The following is a 14,713-nucleotide window of genomic DNA, read 5'->3' as shown; positions in this document are numbered from 1 at the left end:
GACGTTCACCCGCCCGCGCCTGCGGGTGAACGCCACCGCGCATCATCCGACGCGTTCGATGCGGGCGCGCCGGATGAGGAACTTGCCTGGCTCGCGGACCTGTTCGAAGGCCGCGTTGTTGAGCAGCGCGCAGCTGCCGGACGGGCCGCTCACCGCGACCGTGGTGGACTTGGCGTTGTCCAAATTGGTCACTTTGAGCCTGGTGCCCACCGGGAACTGGTTGCTCGTGACCGCGGGCGCGCCTGCCTCACCGGACAGCGTCACCGTCGCGCCCTGGCACACTTGTTGTGCCGCAATGGGTTCTTCGACGGGCTCCGGCTCCGCCGCGGGCTGCTCCGGCTCGGCGGCCGGTGGCTGTTCCGGCTGGGGCAAGGGAATCGGAGCCGCGACCGCGCCGGTACAGCCAGCAGCCTTCCGCCGCTGCTGGATGAGGTCGACGACGGCCTGCCGGTTCGCGATGCGTGCCTCGGAAAGCTGATCAGGACTGGCTTTCTGGTCTGCGATGAACTTCAAGTTGTTCCCCAAAGCGGTATCGAGTCCTTGGCAGCTCTCGGCCGCCTCACTGGAAGGCGTCGTCGACGTGAAGATGGCGGTGGCGATACCCGCCACTCCCAGCACGGACGCGATGCCGATCGTGGCGCGCTTACGGTGCTTCCCAACGCTTCTCAGGTAACCCATACGTCTTCCTCCGGCGGTATCTGTTTGCGCCCACGGAAGGAGATACGGTCACATAACGAAAGTGGTTCAGTTTTGTTTCGGCATCGGGAATTCTCCTGGTGGCACGGCGGGGCCGAGGAAGGGACCGGTGGCGGCGTCCGCTCCGGCGGCGAGCCACCAGGCGGCCTGGGCGGCGGTCGCGATGCCGTCGATGACCACGCGGGCGTCAACCTCGCCGACCAGTGCGGCAACGTAAGAGGCGTGGTGGTCGGCCAGGCGGGCGGCGATGCGGACGAAATGGACGCCGTGGGTGCGAACGGCGGCGAGATCGTCCGGGGCCAGGCCGAAGTCGACGAGTACCGTGCGCACGCCCAGACCGGCGAGGTTCGCCAGGTTGACGGCGGCGCCGGGCACCGACAGCGCGCCGACCGGCATGCCGATCATCAGCTGCCGGGGCGGGAGGCGGGTGGCGTCGAGGACGCGGACCACCCTGGCGACGAGGCGGGCGTCGGCGGCCTGGTGGGCCGTGAGGCCGACCGCGAGCGGGCGGGTGAAACCGTGCTGCTGGCGCCACCAGTGGGCTTGACCGGCCGCGTTGCGCAGCAGCCAGTCACCGAGCGGGAGGATCAAGCCGGTGCGCTCCGCCAGTTCCGTGCATTGGGCGTGGTCGAGCGGGCCTGCCTCGGGGTGATCCCAGTGGAGAACGGCCTCGACACCGGCGACCCGGCCGTCGGCGAGCCGCGTGACCGGACGGTAGCGGACGGTGATCTGCCCGTTCTCCCAAGCGCCGGGCATGCTCACGGCGAGCCCGTGCGCGTATCTGTCCTCGGCGTCGGCGGCGGGGTCGAACAGCTCCCACTGGCCGCGGCGGCCCATCTTGGCGCGGCGCAAGGTCTGGTCGGCGGCACGCAGGAGTTCGGCCGCGTCGATGCCGGGTGACGGCCGGTGCACGATGCCCGCGCTCACGGACGCGGCGAGGCCGTGTCCGTCCACATAGAACGGTTCGGCGAGCTCGGCGTTGATCTCCGCCATGATGCCGGCGACCGGCGGGGTGGTCGCGCTGTTCTCCACCAGTATGCCGAACTCGTCGCCGTCGAACCGCGCGATGATCGTCTTTTCCTTGGCCAGCACCGCTTTCAGCCGCTGCGCGACGTGCACGAGCAGCCGCTCGCCCGCGCGTCTGCCCAGGCTGTTGCACAACAGGCCGAACGCGTCGAGGTCCAGGTGGAAGAGGGTGACGCCGTACTCGGCGCCCGCGTCGCGCAGCGCGGTCTCCAGCCTGGTGCCGAAGAACTGGCGGTTCGGCAGGCCGGTGAGCATGTCGTGCAGCGACTGGCGGCTCAATTCGCTCTGCAGCAACATCAATTCGGTGCCGTCCTCGATGACGGCGACGTAGTGGCTCGGCCCGTTGTCGGCGCCGCGCAGCAGTGACGCGGTCAGCGCGACCCTGGCGACGTCGCCGTCCTTGCGCAGCAGGCGCTGGGTCTGGCGGACGCGTTCCTTGGTGCCGTCCAGCAACGCGCGCAGGCCCTCGCGCAGCATCCGCTCGGCGTCCGGGTGCACGAGTTCGGCCAGCTCGACGCCCGACAGCTCCGGCTGCGTGAGCCCGAGTATCACGCCTGCCGCGGCGTTGGCGCGCAGTACCCGGCCGTCGAGGCCGACGATCAGCACGCCGCTCGACGAGGACGTGATGACCTCGTCGAACCGCGCTTCGCTCTCCTTGAGGTTCCATTTGGCGTCGCGGACGGCTTTGAGCAGCGAGAGGTGCATGCTCTCCTGCTGATCGAAGACCGCGCGCTGGGCGGCGGCCAGGAACCCGACGGCCAGCGCGCTCTGCGCGAGCAGTATCCGCTCGGCGAACCGTTCCGTCGGCTGGAATTCGGGCAGCGCCAGCATTCCCTTGCCGAGCACGTCGAGCGTGCAGCGCAGCCCGGCTTCGCCGACGTAGCCGAGCGCGACCAGCCGTTCGCCGACCCGCCGGATCGGCTTGACGTCCTCGTCGCGCACCGCGTCGCACAGGATGTCGAGCTGGACGCACAATTCCCGGCCCAGCTCCTCGGCGCCCAGCGGCACGACGACGACACCGCTGAGCAGATAGGTCCATTTACGCGCGAGCGCCGCCCGCGTGCGGCCGCGGTCCGGCTCGGCGGGCATGGCTTCAGAACGGCTTGGGTCAGGCATTTCCGTAGCCCTGCTGTGATTTCAGGTTGCGCGGCAGTTTACCCACCGCGCGTCTGCCCGCGCTCGGCCGAAAGCATGAAAGGGCGTCACACAATCGGCAGCGGCATTCCACGTCCGATTCACGCTCCGTCGAACGCTTTCCTGTGGCCTACGCCAGCATAAACCAGCATGTTCATTCCGGGTTCGTCGGCGATGTCACCGGGACCACGCGGCCGCCATTCCCCACATCCGACAAGACCGGGCTCGATCAGCTCGAAACCGTCGAACAATGCGGTGATCTGGGCATGTGTCCGCAGATTGACCTGATCAGGACTCTTGCTGCGCTTGATCGCGTCGGTCGCCGCCGCCAAACCGGCACCCTGATGATCGCCGGACACGTGCGTGATCGCCAAATAGCTGCCGGGAACGAGCCGGGAACCGTACCGAGCCAGCAAACCCGCCGGATCGGAGTCGTCGGGAATCCAATGCAACATCAACAGCATCAATAACCCGACTGGCTCGTCAAAATTGAGCAGGCGGTCCGCTTCGGGACTGGCGAGAATGGACTCGGGGTCGCGCATATCGGCGTGCACGACGGCCGCCCGGTCATTTTCGGCCAACATGAGTTCACTGTGCGCGACCGCGACCGGATCACGGTCGACATAAACGACCCGGCAGTCCGGATCTTCCGCCTGTGCCACCTCGTGCACGTTGGCCACGGTCGGAATTCCCGAGCCGACGTCGAGGAACTGCCGGATTCCACTGGCCACCATGAATCGCACGACCCGGCCGAGGAACTTGCGGTTCACCCTGGCCGCCGCGCGCAGGCCGGGCATGGCCCGCTCGATCTGGTCGCCGACCGCGCGGTCGGCCGCGAAGTTGTGCCCGCCGCCCAGCATGAAGTCGTACGTCCGTGCCATGCTCGGCACGGACACGTCCACACTCGGTGGCACCCATTCCTGTTGCCGTGTCACAGGATCACCCTTTCGTTGGGAGAAGCGGAAGAGCTTAGCCGGTCCCGCCGCCATCGGTCGCTGCGCCATCGGCGTGAGCCCGGACCACCCGATCGGGCACTGTCTGCCTCCCCCGGACGGGCCTATGGTGAACGCTTCCCCACGACTCGGCGAGGAGTCTTGATGGCCGTCCCGGTGGCGCCCGGTCGGTGGCCTTTTCTCGGGCACACCCCCGCGATGCTGCGCCGACGTTTCGCCTTCACCGCAGGATTGCGCGCGCACGGGGAAATCGTGAAGGTCTTTCTCGGCCCGCTGCCCGCTTATTTCGTGACCACCCCGGAACTCGCTCATCGCGTGCTGGTCACCGAGGGCGCGAGTTTCCGCAAGGGCGCCATGTTCGACAAATTCCGACCTTATGTCGGCAACGGCCTGTTGCTCTCGAACGGCGATTTCCACTTGCGCCAGCGGCGGTTGGTCCAGCCCGCGTTCCGCCACGACCGCATCGTGCGGTACGCGGACACCATGGTGAAAGCCGCCCGTGACTTGACTTCGGCGTGGCGGCCAGGCGAGATCCGCGCGATCGACGAGGACATGCAGGCACTGGCGGTCACCATTGTCGGCGAAACATTGTTTTCGACGGAAATCGGGCAGCGCGCGATCAGCGAAGCGCGCCGGTCCATCTTCATCGTGATCAAACAGGGCATGATCCGCGCGCTTTCACCCGCGTTCGTGGAAAAGCTGCCGTTGCCCGGCAATCGCGAGTTCGACGTGGCCATCGACCGCATGCGCGCGATCGTGCTCGAAGTCATCGCGAACTGGCGCGGGCAAGAAATCGATCACGGCGACGTGTTGTCGTTGTTGCTGCTGGCGGGCATGTCGGATCAGCAGGCGTACGACGAGGTCATCACGTTGCTGACGGCGGGCATCGAGACCACCGCGCTCGCGCTTTCCTGGGTATTCCACGAAATCGCGCGGAATCCCGAGATCGAACGGCGGATACACGCCGAGGTCGACAAGGTGCTCGGCGGCCGCCCGGTGTGCTTCGCCGATGTGCCGAGGTTGCGGTTCACCGCGATGGTCGTCGACGAGGTGCTGCGAATGTATCCCGTGTGGATACTCATGCGGCGCGCCACCGCACCGGTGGACCTCGGCGGTGCGCGGATCCAGCCGGGCGACGAGGTCATCGTCAGCCCGCACGCGCTGCACTTCGACCCGGATTCCTTCGAGGAGCCGGAAAAGTTCGACCCCGATCGCTGGGCTCGCACGGAGCCGCCGCGCGGCGCGTTCATCCCGTTCGGCGCCGGCAACCGCCAATGCCTCGGGAATGTCTTCGCCAAGACCGAAATCATCCTCACCCTGGCCACGGTGGCCGCCCGCTGGCGGCTGGTGCCCGTGCCGGACCAGCCGGTGCGCGTGCGGTTCACCTCGGCCGCCTATCCCAGCCGCATGCCCATGACGGCATCGCGTCGCAACTAGTTGGAGGTCGTTTTCCCTTGCGTTTCCCCAGGCTCTGCGCGGCGGCACTGCTCGCCGCGGCCGCACTGCTCGTGCCCAGCCCGGCCGGTGCCGCGCCGGTGAGCTGCGAGGACGTGCGGGTCCCGGTGTCGGCCGGGCTGCTGCCCGCGACGATGTACGGCAGGCTCTGCACGCCACCGGGCGCCAAGACCGTCCAGGTGCTCATTCCCGGCGGCACCTACAACAGCTCCTATTGGGACATCGCGTACACCCCGGAAACCCGGTCGTTCCGGCTCGCCATGAACAACGCGGGCTACGCCACGCTCGCGATCGACCGGCTCGGCACCGGGCAGAGTTCCAAGCCGCTCAGCGCGCTGGTGACCGCGACCGTGCAGGCGAACGCCGTGCACCAGGTCATCCAGACGCTGCGGCCGCGGTTCTCGAAGGTGATCGTCGGCGGGCACTCCATCGGCGCCGCGATGGCGATGATCGAGGCGGGCTTCCACCGTGACGTCGACGGCGTGCTGGTCACCGACATGACGCACCGGATGAACTACATCACCGTCGTCCCGGTGCTGGCGCAGATGATCCCGGCGCCGCTCGACCCGCAGCTCGGCAAACGGGGCCTCGACGCGGGTTACCTCACCACCGCCCCCGGCACCCGGTATTCGTCGTTCCACGCGCCAGGCCCGAACGTGCCCGGCGCGATCGCCTACGACGAGTCCACAAAGGACGTCTTCGCCGCGACGGAGGCGATCGACACGATCGCGCTGACCACGGTCGTCATTCCGGCGTCGGCCCAGATCAACGTCCCCGTGCTGCTCGTGGTCGGCGACGGCGACTCGCACTTCTGCGGCCTGCCGCTCGGCAGCGACTGCTCGTCCGCGGAAGCCTTGCGGCAGTCGGAGTCGCCGTACTTCGCACCGGCCGCGAGCTTGCGGACGTACCTGCTGGCCGGCTACGGGCACGCTATCAACTACGCGCCCAACGCGCCGGACTTCCACCAGGCCGTCAAGGACTGGATGAAGAGTCTCGGTTAGACGGTCGAAATCGACGGCGCCGGCGTCGCCGCGAGCACATCGGAGACGATGTCGGCGGCGCCCCGCCGGTCGAGTTCGGCCTCGGCGGTGAGCACCAGCCGATGCGCGAGCACGGGCACGGCGGCGGCCTTGATGTCGTCGGGGGTGACGAACTGGCGGCCATCGGTCGCGGCGAGCGCCTGCCCGGCACGCACGAGCGCGATGCTGCCGCGCGGGCTCGCGCCGAAGCGCACGGCGGTGTGCTCGCGCGTCGCGGCGGCCAGCCTGGCGGCGTATTCGACGACGGCTCTGTCCAAATGCGACGATCGGACCTCGGTGATGGCGGCCCGCAACGTCTGCACGTCGACGACGGCGGGCAGGTCGTCCGGGGTGACGCCCGCGCAGTCGCTCATGATCACGAACACCTCGGACTCGAGGTCGGGGTAGCCGACGCTCAGCCGCATCAGGAACCGGTCGAGCTGCGCCTCCGGCAGCCGGTAGGTGCCCTCCATCTCGATCGGGTTCTGGGTGGCGATGACCAGGAACGGCCTCGGCACCTCGTGCCCGACCGCGTCGACCGTGACCCGCCGCTCGGCCATCACCTCCAGCAGCGCGGACTGCGTCTTCGGCGTGCCGCGGTTGATCTCGTCGGCCACCACGATGTTCGCGAAGATCCCGCCGGGATGGAAGGCGAACCGCTCGTCCTTCTGGTGGTAGACGGTGACGCCGGTGATGTCGCCCGGCAGCAGGTCCGGCGTGAACTGGATGCGGTTCCAGCTGCCGCCGATGCTGCGCGCGAGGCACCGGGCCAGCGTCGTCTTGCCCAGCCCCGGCACGTCCTCGATCAGCAGATGCCCCTCGGCGAACAACGCGGCGACGGCGAGACGCACCACCTCCGGCTTCCCGCGGATCACGCCCTGCACGTTGCGCGCGATCGCCTCGTAGACCTCGCCTGCCCTGGACCTGCTCACCTGATTCCCCTTGCCGCCGTCGCGTCCGTGCAGGCTAACGACGCCGGTACAGAAACCCCCATGATCCGGTACAGCGCTCAGGAATGCTTGCGGTCGTAGAGCTCTTCGGCCAGCGAGCTGCCCATCAGGCCGCCGAAGATCCCCGCGGCGATCCCGACCACCATGCCGACGGGCGACGCGATCACCGCGCCGGTCGCCACCCCGAAGGCCAGCGAACCCGACGCGCCGCCGAGCCCGGTGAACGTCGCCAGGCTCAGCGGTTTGCGCTCCTGTTCGAGGTAGTAGAAGTCTTCCTCGTCTTCGAGGTCTTCAGGTTCCTCGGGTTCCGGGAGGTCCGGCGTCTGGTGCAGCCAGACCTCCTCGGGAATCAGGAGGTAGTAGGTGTCGTCCTCCGGCCGTTCGTCGAGCGCGGCCGTCATGACAGCACGTCGATCGGCAGGATCTTGAAGTGGTGGTCCTTGACGTGCTTCGCGTGGTGCCCGGTGTGCCGCTTCACCTGCTCCAAGTCCTTTTTGGACTTCTCAAGGTGCTTGCGCGCCTTGGCGAGCCGCTCGGTGGCCTCGTCGACAGCCTTCTGGGCGTGGTCCACCGCGGCGACGGCCGTCTCGACCGTGTGACGCACCGTCCGCTTCACCACGGGCGCCTTCGCTTGGCGCACGGTCTCGTGCGGTACCGCTTCCTTCTGCACGGTCTCTTTCTGTACCGCGGCCCGCACGACGAACCTCGGCGTCGGCGCCTTGCGCGTCGACACCGGCACGGCTTTGCGCTTGGGCGCTTTGGCCGTCTTGGGCGCCACGGCGGGTTTGGGCGCGACGGCGGGCTTGTGCACCGGTTCGGGCGTGACCTGCTTGGCCGCCGCCACGGGCTCCGGCGCCTTCACGGGTGCGGGGGCGGGCACGGGCGCGGCGGGGTTCGTCTGCGCGGCGTCCTTGACGTCAGGCTGGCTGTCGAACAGCGCGTTCGCCGAGGTCGCCCCGAGCGCGGCCGTGGCCAGCCCCGCCACCCCGTACACGGCCGCCCGCCGCAGATTCGACTTGCTCTTCATGCCCGTTCACCCCGCTCGTCTCCGGTAACGCGAGCAGCGTGACGCACCCCGATTCATCCGCGATACATCGGCTCAGCCGTCGAGCCGGTAGCCCCGCCCGTGCACGGTGTGGATGACCCCGGGTTCCCGCAGCTTCACCCGCACCCGGCGCACCACGGCGTCGACCACGTTCGACATCGGGTCCGCGCTGCCATCCCAGCAGTGTTCGAGCAGCTCAGCCCGCCCGACAGCCTGCCCGACCCGCACCATGAGGTACTCGAGCACCGCGAACTCCTTGTCGCTCAAGGTCAGCAGCACCCCACCCCGCCGCACCTCCCGCCGCGCGGAGTCGAGCACGACATCGTCCACCGTGAGCACCGACGGCCTGCCATCACCCGAGCGACGGCACAGCGCGAGCACCCGCGCGGTCATCTCCGCCACCGCGAACGGCTTGACCAGGTAGTCGTCGCCACCGTGCTCGAACCCGCCGATCCGGTCGGCGAGACTGTCACGCGCGGTCAGGAAGAGGACCGGGACCGCCCAGCCCTCTTGGCGCCGCCGGTAGACGTACCCGGCGGAGTCGCCGTCGGGGAGCATGCGGTCGAAGACGACGCAGTCGTGGGCCGCGCTCTTGAGCGCTCGGTCGGCCTCGGCTATGTCGCGGGCCTGCGTGATGGACAGGCCGGTCGCGGTCAGGGCGGCGGTGACCGCTGTGCGGAGCTCGGCGTCGTCCTCGACCACCAGTACTTCTGCCATCGGACCTGAGCGTAACCGCGTTCGCCTTGCCCGGGGTGGCAGGAACAGGACACATAGGCGGTCTTTCGGTGCATAAATAACCGTAACGCTTGAACGCTGTTCGCCGACCTATCTCGCGCAGCCGGGAGAGAGGTGTCGAGATGGAAATCGCCGAGCGCGCACAGGCTCTGGCGTTGAAGATCCGTAAGCACAAGGCCGATATCGGGACCGAAGAAGCGACGAAGAACGCTTTCGTGATGCCGTTCATCAGCAACGTTCTGGGCTACGACGTCTTCAACCCCGCCGAGGTCATACCGGAGTTCACCGCGGACGTCGGCACGAAAAAGGGCGAGAAGATCGACTACGCCATCGTCCACAACGGTCGCGTCGAAGTGCTGGTCGAGGCGAAAAAGATCAACGACCCGCTGCGCATCGAGCACGCGTCACAGCTTTTCCGCTACTTCGCCGTGACCAATGCGCGGATCGCGATCCTCACGAACGGCGAAACGTACCAGTTCTACACCGACCTGGACGCGCCGAACCGCATGGACGCCAAGCCGTTCTTGGTACTGGACTTTTCGGATATCGATGACACGCTTCTCCCCGAGCTGGCCAAGCTCACCAAGGAGTCGTTCGACCTCGACTCGGTGATCAGTGCCGCGGGCGAACTGAAGTACATCGGTCAGCTCAAACGTATCCTCGCGGCGCAGTTCAAGCAGCCGGAGGACGAGTGGGTGCGCTTCCTGACGACACGTGTTTACGATGGCGCCTTCACCCAGCGCGTCCGGGAACAGTTCGTTCCACTCGTGGACAAGGCCGCCCGGCAGTTCCTGAACGAACAGGTCAACGATCGACTCAAGAACGCTCTCGGCGGCCCGGACTCTTATGTCAGCGTGTCGAACGGTCCCGCCGAGCCGGCCGCCCAGGTGAGCGCGGCTGCCGAACCACCACAGGACAGCAAACAACGTGACAGCAATGGCGATATCGTCACGACCGAGGAAGAGCTGGAAGGCTACCGGATCGTGCGGGCGATCGCCTGCAGCGAGGTGTCTTCCGCACGAATAGTCGGACGCGACACCAAGACCTACTACGGTGTGCTGCTCGACGACAACAACCGCAAGCCGATTGCCCGTCTGTGGTTCAACCGCTCGAAGAAGTACCTCGGCGTGTTCGACGAGAACAAGGTCGAGACCCGTCTCTCGATCACGCATGTCGAGGACATCTACCAACACGCGGATCATCTGCGCAAGACGGTTGCCCGCTACACCAACGCCGGCCTGCAGCCGGACGTCCAGGACCTGGTTGACGAACCTCGTCTGCCGGAGGACGAGGTCTCGCCGGCTTGGCCTGACGTGTAGCCAGCCACGTGCGAAAGGAGGAATTGGGACGGTGAATGTCCTAATTCCTCCTTTCGCGGCGGCGCCCGGACAGCCTCAGCCGAGTTCCAGCAGCCCGGCCACGTAGGCCACGTTCATCCGCAGGATCTCCACGGCGAGCCCGTAGTCGATGAACTCCAGGGTGTCGCGGGCGCTGTGGACGTGGGTGTTGGCTCCGTCGGCTCCCTCGATCGTGAGAACCGCGGGCATTCCCTCGTCGATGAACGGCACGTGGTCACTGTTGAACGGGTGCAGGCTCGTCTGCACCGCCAGCGAGGTGTACGTCGCCGCGGCCTCGGCGAGACCGTCGATGACGTGCTGGGACACGGCGGCCCCTTCGAGCAGCACCGACGGCGGGGGCGAGTTCAGCGTGCCGATCATGTCCATGTTGACCACCGCGCTGATCCGCGACCGCTCCTCGGCCGGGAGCCCCGCGACGTGCCGGAGGCTGCCGAACAGGCCCTGTTCCTCGCCGCCGAACAGGATGAACCGCAGGTCGTGCCGGAATTGGACGCCGGCGAGTGCCCTGGCGATCGCGAGCACGCCCGCGCTGCCCGATCCGTTGTCGTCGGCGCCCGGTGCCGGGCCGCCCGCGAGGTTGATCGAGTCGAGGTGTGCCGTGACGACGACCAGCGCGTGCGGCGCGCGGTTGTCGCCCAGGCGGTCGGCGATGACGTTGCGGGTGGTCTTGCCGCCGAGCGGGACCGATTCGGTGGTCACGCCGTAGCCCGCGGCCGACAGTTCGGACGCCGCCCAGGTCGCGGCCGCGTCGAAGCCCGGTCCGGTGGAATGCCTGCTGGTGAACGACACCAGCTTCGTCAGGTCCTGTTCGAACGGCTCACGTGTCACCTTGTCGACACAGGCCTGTACCCAGGCCACCGGGGCGCGCCCCGCGGTCGGCGCCCGACGTTCCAGCACGACCGTGTCCCACGGTACCGGCTTGACCGAATAGCAAGGCTCATAAGGACTTCCGGGCTGCGGGATGTCCCCCGCCGCGATGAGGTAGCGCCCGCTGTCCAGCAGGATGGGCACTTCGGGGTGCTCTTCCTGGAACAGTCGTCCGTTCTGGGTGACGAGCCGCAGGTTCGAGACGTCGGCCCGCGGACCGGCGGCGAGGACGGCGTCACCCATGCGGACCCAGCGGAAGCCCGCCGGGATCGCGTCGGGAGTCGTGCGGAAGACCGTGGTCTCGTCGACGAGCAGCGGCAGCACTTCGGCGAGACTGTCGATGTCCGCGCCGAGCTGGACCGCGCGCATGCCCAGCGCCTTGGCGGCGCGGACATGGCCCGCGTTCTCCGTCACGAAGAAGACGTCCGCGAACTCAAGGCCGACTTTCCCCGCCGCTGCGGCGAAAACTCGCTTGTCGGGCTTGAAGACGCCCACGTCCGTGGACAACGTGACCCGTTCTTCGAGTGGCTCGAAGAACGAGCGGATGCCGAGTTTGTCGAGGATGGCGTAGTAGCGGTCGCGGATCTCCGGAATGTCCGCCGGGGTCGCGGGCATGTCGAAGTCCGACAGCAGCGCGAGCTTGGCCGCCGGCAGCTCGCTGATCGCGCGCAAGGTCTCCAACGCGCCCGGGAGCAGGATGTCGTTCTGCTCCAACGTGTTCCCTAGATCGAACAGTACGAGTCTCATGGTACATCGAAACTTTCGACCACGCCCGCGAGTGACGTCGACGAGGAAGGCGGCGACACCGCCGCGGTTCCCATTCCTCGTTTCGCGAAGCCTTGCCAGACCTCAGAAAGGTCTGACGCGTTCAGGGCCGCCACCGCCGAGATGATGCCGTCGCGGGCTTGAGTGAACGTGGGACGGGACGGGGTGAGCTTGAGGCCACCGATGACGTATTCGAGCATGCGACGCTCGGCTTCGGCATGCCCGTGCTTCGTGACGAGATTGACGAAGACCTCCCACAGCGTGGCGCACCAGACCTCACCCGCGTTGTGCACCTCGTTGTTCGGGCCGCCGCCGTTGGGGTTGCTGAGCGGGCCGGACGGCAGTACGACGTTGGCGCTGATGTGCTTGAACGTCAACGGGTTCTTGCCAAGGTCGGCGGTGTACGGGTAGCGGCGGATCGAGAAGTAGTAGTTGTCCTTGAAGGTGGCCGTGACGTCGGTCCAGCCGCCGACCGCGAACACGCCGTCCGCGAAATTGTCGGTGCTCTGTGATGTCATACAGACGGCGAAGAAATCGCCCCAGCCCTCACCCATCGCCCGGCCTTGCTGATTGGACAAGCCGGTGGCGTTGCCGACCAGCCGGTTGGTGATGTAATGCCCCATCTCGTGGAAGGTGATCAATGCGTCGAAATTGCTCGTCCGGCTCGGCAGCGGGCTGACACCGACGAACTCGTACATCTGCATGCGCGGGCTGGCGCCGTCCGCAGGGGTGGCCATGTTCGCGTTGTCCGTGCCGCTGAAGTCGTGCCCCTCGGCCAGAATCGGGTCGCCGCCGGACCCGCCACGGCCGAAGTTGTCCTGCTGCGCGTTGCCGGCCGCCTCGTCGAAACCGGCTTCGTACCAGCGATCGTGCAGCCAGTTCACGTGCACGAACATGCCGACCAGGCTCGACTGCAGGTTGTTCGGGTCACTCGCGGCCTTGGTGTGGTCGTAGGTGTACTCGAAACAGCCCGGCGCGCTCGCCTTGCCGACGACGTCGCCGGCGCCGAAGCCTTGCGGAGCGGCAAGATCCGCGTAGGCGAAGCAGTTGTTGCCTTGGGTGGTCGTCGCGCCGTCCGGCAGCCACGGGTCACCCTTGAGGAGGCCGTCGGTGTCGATCACACGCTCGGGAATGGTCGGCGCCTGGAAACCGTCGGGCGTGCCCGTCGGATGCGGCGTGCCCGGCGCGGGCCCGTCCTCGGGCCGGAGCAGCGCGTCGCCGGTGTTGAAGATCTTGTACCTGACGGCCGTGTCGGCGCTGAGGTTCTTGCGGAACAAGACATCCGGGTCATCGACGGAGTCGATGACGTAACTGAAAGCGGGGAAGCCCTTGATCCAGAGTTCGAGATAGTAGCCCGGCGACATCCGGCCGTCGCCGAGCGGGAAGAGCACGTCCTTGACGCGCACCGGCCGTTCGAACGCGGGCCTGCTGTCCGGCACGAGTCGGCTTTCAGGGTCGGGGACCGCGTAGAAGCGATACTGGCCGTCCTCGCCGCCTGCGCGGGTGAACTCGCCGGGTTCGTAGTGCGTACCGGTCAGGTCGAGCGCGGCGCGGGAGATCGCCTCTTCGGCGGAGGTCACCGGGCCTGCCGAGCGCTGCCCGCTCGCGTCGGTGGCCCCGGGGAAGAACTGGCCCGCCAGCGCGATCACCTGGTTGTCCCCGCCGATCGCGGCGGTGACCTCCGAGCTGAACACCTCGACACCCTCGACCCGCTGCACGAGCTGCACCGTGGGCAGCCCACGCCCGCTGACCGAGACCACCTCGACCCCATCGGCGTCCGAAGGCGACAGCTCCCACAGGTCGCCCCGCTCGCGCACGAAGTTCGCGGCGGCCTCCTCCGGCGACGCGGCGCCGAGGCGCGTCAGCCTGCCCTCCGGTCGCTCGACGGTGATGCGGTTCGGCAGCCCGGTGGCTTCGTCGTAGTCGACGAGCAGCCCGGGAATCTCGGCCGAAAGCCTGCCATGGCCTTCGGTACGGGACGGCGCCGAAAGCGGCGTGCTGCGGGCGGCCCGCGCGCCCGAGTCGTACAACGCGTTGAAATCTTCCGGGATCTGACTCTGACCGGCCATTTCTGCCCCTCACGCAAAGCGATTCCGCGTCCGTATCCGAGTGTGCTTCTAGAAGAGAGACCCGGCGCGAAGTAAATACACACTGGAGACCAACCCGTGACTGTTTCGCCCAAAACGGACCCACCGACCGTTTCAACGCACCCATCCGACCCGCCCGCACCGGGGGAATTGGCCACCGGTTTCACCACCACCACGTCGAAACTCGACGAGACCGCCGAGATCCCGAACCGTCGTGAGCGGACGGTCCAAGGTGGCGCGGTCCAGGAGACTGCGGGGGTGACGGAGTTGCTTTTGGGCCGCCAGGTGTCCCAAAAGCAACTCCGTCAGGCCCGCGGCCGCGATTGGTAAGTCTGCTGCACCCAGCGGAGCAGAGTGACCACTCACTCGCCATCGCCGTCGAGGCCGGAGCGAGGTGATCCCCTCGCCCACAGCCAAGTCATCCCAGCGCGCCCAGCCCCACGGGCTCGTGAGCGTTGTGGGCGGTTAGAACCCAATGCCGGGTAGTTAACGCTGTCAAGCGACGCGTGAGCACGCGAAATCCGAGTTTGGGCCAGTGGATGGCCCAAACTCGGATTTCGCGAAACGCCGAAGACCCTTCGGAGGCGTTGACACCTCGGGCGAGCGGATGATCTGATCAGCAC

At 67.5% G+C, this 14,713-nt stretch carries 12 protein-coding genes; 3 read left to right on the top strand and 9 right to left on the bottom strand.

The window, feature by feature from the left end; translation table 11 throughout:
- Positions 1-42: 42 nt before the first annotated feature.
- From AB5J62_RS06250 to AB5J62_RS06240, 3 genes are all read right to left on the bottom strand, one after another.
- Positions 43-678, bottom strand: coding sequence for a hypothetical protein (locus AB5J62_RS06250; RefSeq protein ID WP_370947153.1), 636 nt, complete (start codon positions 676-678; stop codon positions 43-45).
- A 66-nt stretch (positions 679-744) separates the two neighbouring features.
- Entirely contained in the window at positions 745-2,838 is a 2,094-nt protein-coding gene (locus tag AB5J62_RS06245) for a putative bifunctional diguanylate cyclase/phosphodiesterase (RefSeq protein WP_370947152.1), read from the bottom strand.
- A gap of 119 nt (positions 2,839-2,957) precedes the next feature.
- Complete coding sequence (locus AB5J62_RS06240; RefSeq protein ID WP_370947151.1) at positions 2,958-3,791, bottom strand: SAM-dependent methyltransferase; 834 nt, start codon at positions 3,789-3,791, stop codon at positions 2,958-2,960.
- 162 nt (positions 3,792-3,953) lie between these two features.
- Here AB5J62_RS06240 and AB5J62_RS06235 point away from each other — a divergent pair, with 162 nt between their 5' ends.
- The gene (locus AB5J62_RS06235; RefSeq protein ID WP_370947150.1) at positions 3,954-5,246 is read left to right on the top strand and encodes a cytochrome P450; all 1,293 of its coding nucleotides are present in this window, start codon (positions 3,954-3,956) and stop codon (positions 5,244-5,246) included.
- 17 nt (positions 5,247-5,263) lie between these two features.
- On the top strand, positions 5,264-6,265 hold the full coding sequence (locus AB5J62_RS06230) for an alpha/beta hydrolase (protein ID WP_370947149.1): 1,002 nt from the start codon (positions 5,264-5,266) through the stop codon (positions 6,263-6,265).
- Here the strand turns inward: AB5J62_RS06230 and AB5J62_RS06225 are convergent.
- The 4 genes from AB5J62_RS06225 to AB5J62_RS06210 form a co-directional block, all read right to left on the bottom strand.
- Complete coding sequence (locus AB5J62_RS06225; RefSeq protein WP_370947148.1) at positions 6,262-7,215, bottom strand: AAA family ATPase; 954 nt, start codon at positions 7,213-7,215, stop codon at positions 6,262-6,264. The two genes, AB5J62_RS06230 and AB5J62_RS06225, sit on opposite strands and share 4 nt — an antisense overlap.
- Before the next feature lie 77 nt (positions 7,216-7,292).
- Positions 7,293-7,634 carry a hypothetical protein gene (locus tag AB5J62_RS06220; RefSeq protein WP_370947147.1) on the bottom strand — a complete coding sequence of 114 codons (342 nt, stop codon included), beginning with the start codon at positions 7,632-7,634 and terminating at the stop codon, positions 7,293-7,295.
- Positions 7,631-8,260 carry a hypothetical protein gene (locus AB5J62_RS06215; protein ID WP_370947146.1) on the bottom strand — a complete coding sequence of 210 codons (630 nt, stop codon included), beginning with the start codon at positions 8,258-8,260 and terminating at the stop codon, positions 7,631-7,633. Before AB5J62_RS06215 ends, AB5J62_RS06220 begins: the two co-directional genes overlap by 4 nt.
- A gap of 72 nt (positions 8,261-8,332) precedes the next feature.
- Positions 8,333-8,995 carry a winged helix-turn-helix domain-containing protein gene (locus AB5J62_RS06210; RefSeq protein WP_370947145.1) on the bottom strand — a complete coding sequence of 221 codons (663 nt, stop codon included), beginning with the start codon at positions 8,993-8,995 and terminating at the stop codon, positions 8,333-8,335.
- Positions 8,996-9,135: 140 nt separating this feature from the next.
- On the opposite strand from AB5J62_RS06210, the gene AB5J62_RS06205 reads away from it, so the two are divergent.
- Positions 9,136-10,332 (top strand): type I restriction endonuclease, encoded by a 1,197-nt coding sequence (locus AB5J62_RS06205; protein ID WP_370947144.1) that lies wholly within the window; start codon positions 9,136-9,138, stop codon positions 10,330-10,332.
- A gap of 75 nt (positions 10,333-10,407) precedes the next feature.
- Here the strand turns inward: AB5J62_RS06205 and AB5J62_RS06200 are convergent, their stop codons facing one another.
- Both AB5J62_RS06200 and AB5J62_RS06195 read right to left on the bottom strand, forming a co-directional pair.
- Positions 10,408-11,985: a M28 family peptidase gene (locus tag AB5J62_RS06200; protein ID WP_370947143.1), complete on the bottom strand. Its 1,578-nt coding sequence runs from the start codon at positions 11,983-11,985 to the stop codon at positions 10,408-10,410.
- The gene (locus AB5J62_RS06195) at positions 11,982-14,072 is read right to left on the bottom strand and encodes a M36 family metallopeptidase (protein ID WP_370947142.1); all 2,091 of its coding nucleotides are present in this window, start codon (positions 14,070-14,072) and stop codon (positions 11,982-11,984) included. The genes AB5J62_RS06200 and AB5J62_RS06195 overlap by 4 nt, the downstream gene beginning before the upstream one ends.
- Positions 14,073-14,713: the final 641 nt, after the last annotated feature.

Source organism: Amycolatopsis sp. cg5, from assembly GCF_041346955.1.
Classification (GTDB): Bacteria; Actinomycetota; Actinomycetes; order Mycobacteriales; family Pseudonocardiaceae; genus Amycolatopsis.
This window is presented reverse-complemented; position numbering and strand designations above follow the sequence as displayed.

Excerpts from the sequence above, each read along its gene's own strand:
- AB5J62_RS06205 (WP_370947144.1), top strand. The coding sequence starts at position 9,136 with ATGGAAATCGCCGAGCGCGCACAGGCTCTGGCGTTGAAGATCCGTAAG.
- AB5J62_RS06210 (WP_370947145.1), bottom strand. The coding sequence starts at position 8,995 with ATGGCAGAAGTACTGGTGGTCGAGGACGACGCCGAGCTCCGCACAGCG.
- AB5J62_RS06200 (WP_370947143.1), bottom strand. The coding sequence starts at position 11,985 with ATGAGACTCGTACTGTTCGATCTAGGGAACACGTTGGAGCAGAACGAC.
- AB5J62_RS06195 (WP_370947142.1), bottom strand. The coding sequence starts at position 14,072 with ATGGCCGGTCAGAGTCAGATCCCGGAAGATTTCAACGCGTTGTACGAC.
- AB5J62_RS06215 (WP_370947146.1), bottom strand. The coding sequence starts at position 8,260 with ATGAAGAGCAAGTCGAATCTGCGGCGGGCGGCCGTGTACGGGGTGGCG.
- AB5J62_RS06245 (WP_370947152.1), bottom strand. The coding sequence starts at position 2,838 with ATGCCTGACCCAAGCCGTTCTGAAGCCATGCCCGCCGAGCCGGACCGC.
- AB5J62_RS06235 (WP_370947150.1), top strand. The coding sequence starts at position 3,954 with ATGGCCGTCCCGGTGGCGCCCGGTCGGTGGCCTTTTCTCGGGCACACC.
- AB5J62_RS06220 (WP_370947147.1), bottom strand. The coding sequence starts at position 7,634 with ATGACGGCCGCGCTCGACGAACGGCCGGAGGACGACACCTACTACCTC.
- AB5J62_RS06250 (WP_370947153.1), bottom strand. The coding sequence starts at position 678 with ATGGGTTACCTGAGAAGCGTTGGGAAGCACCGTAAGCGCGCCACGATC.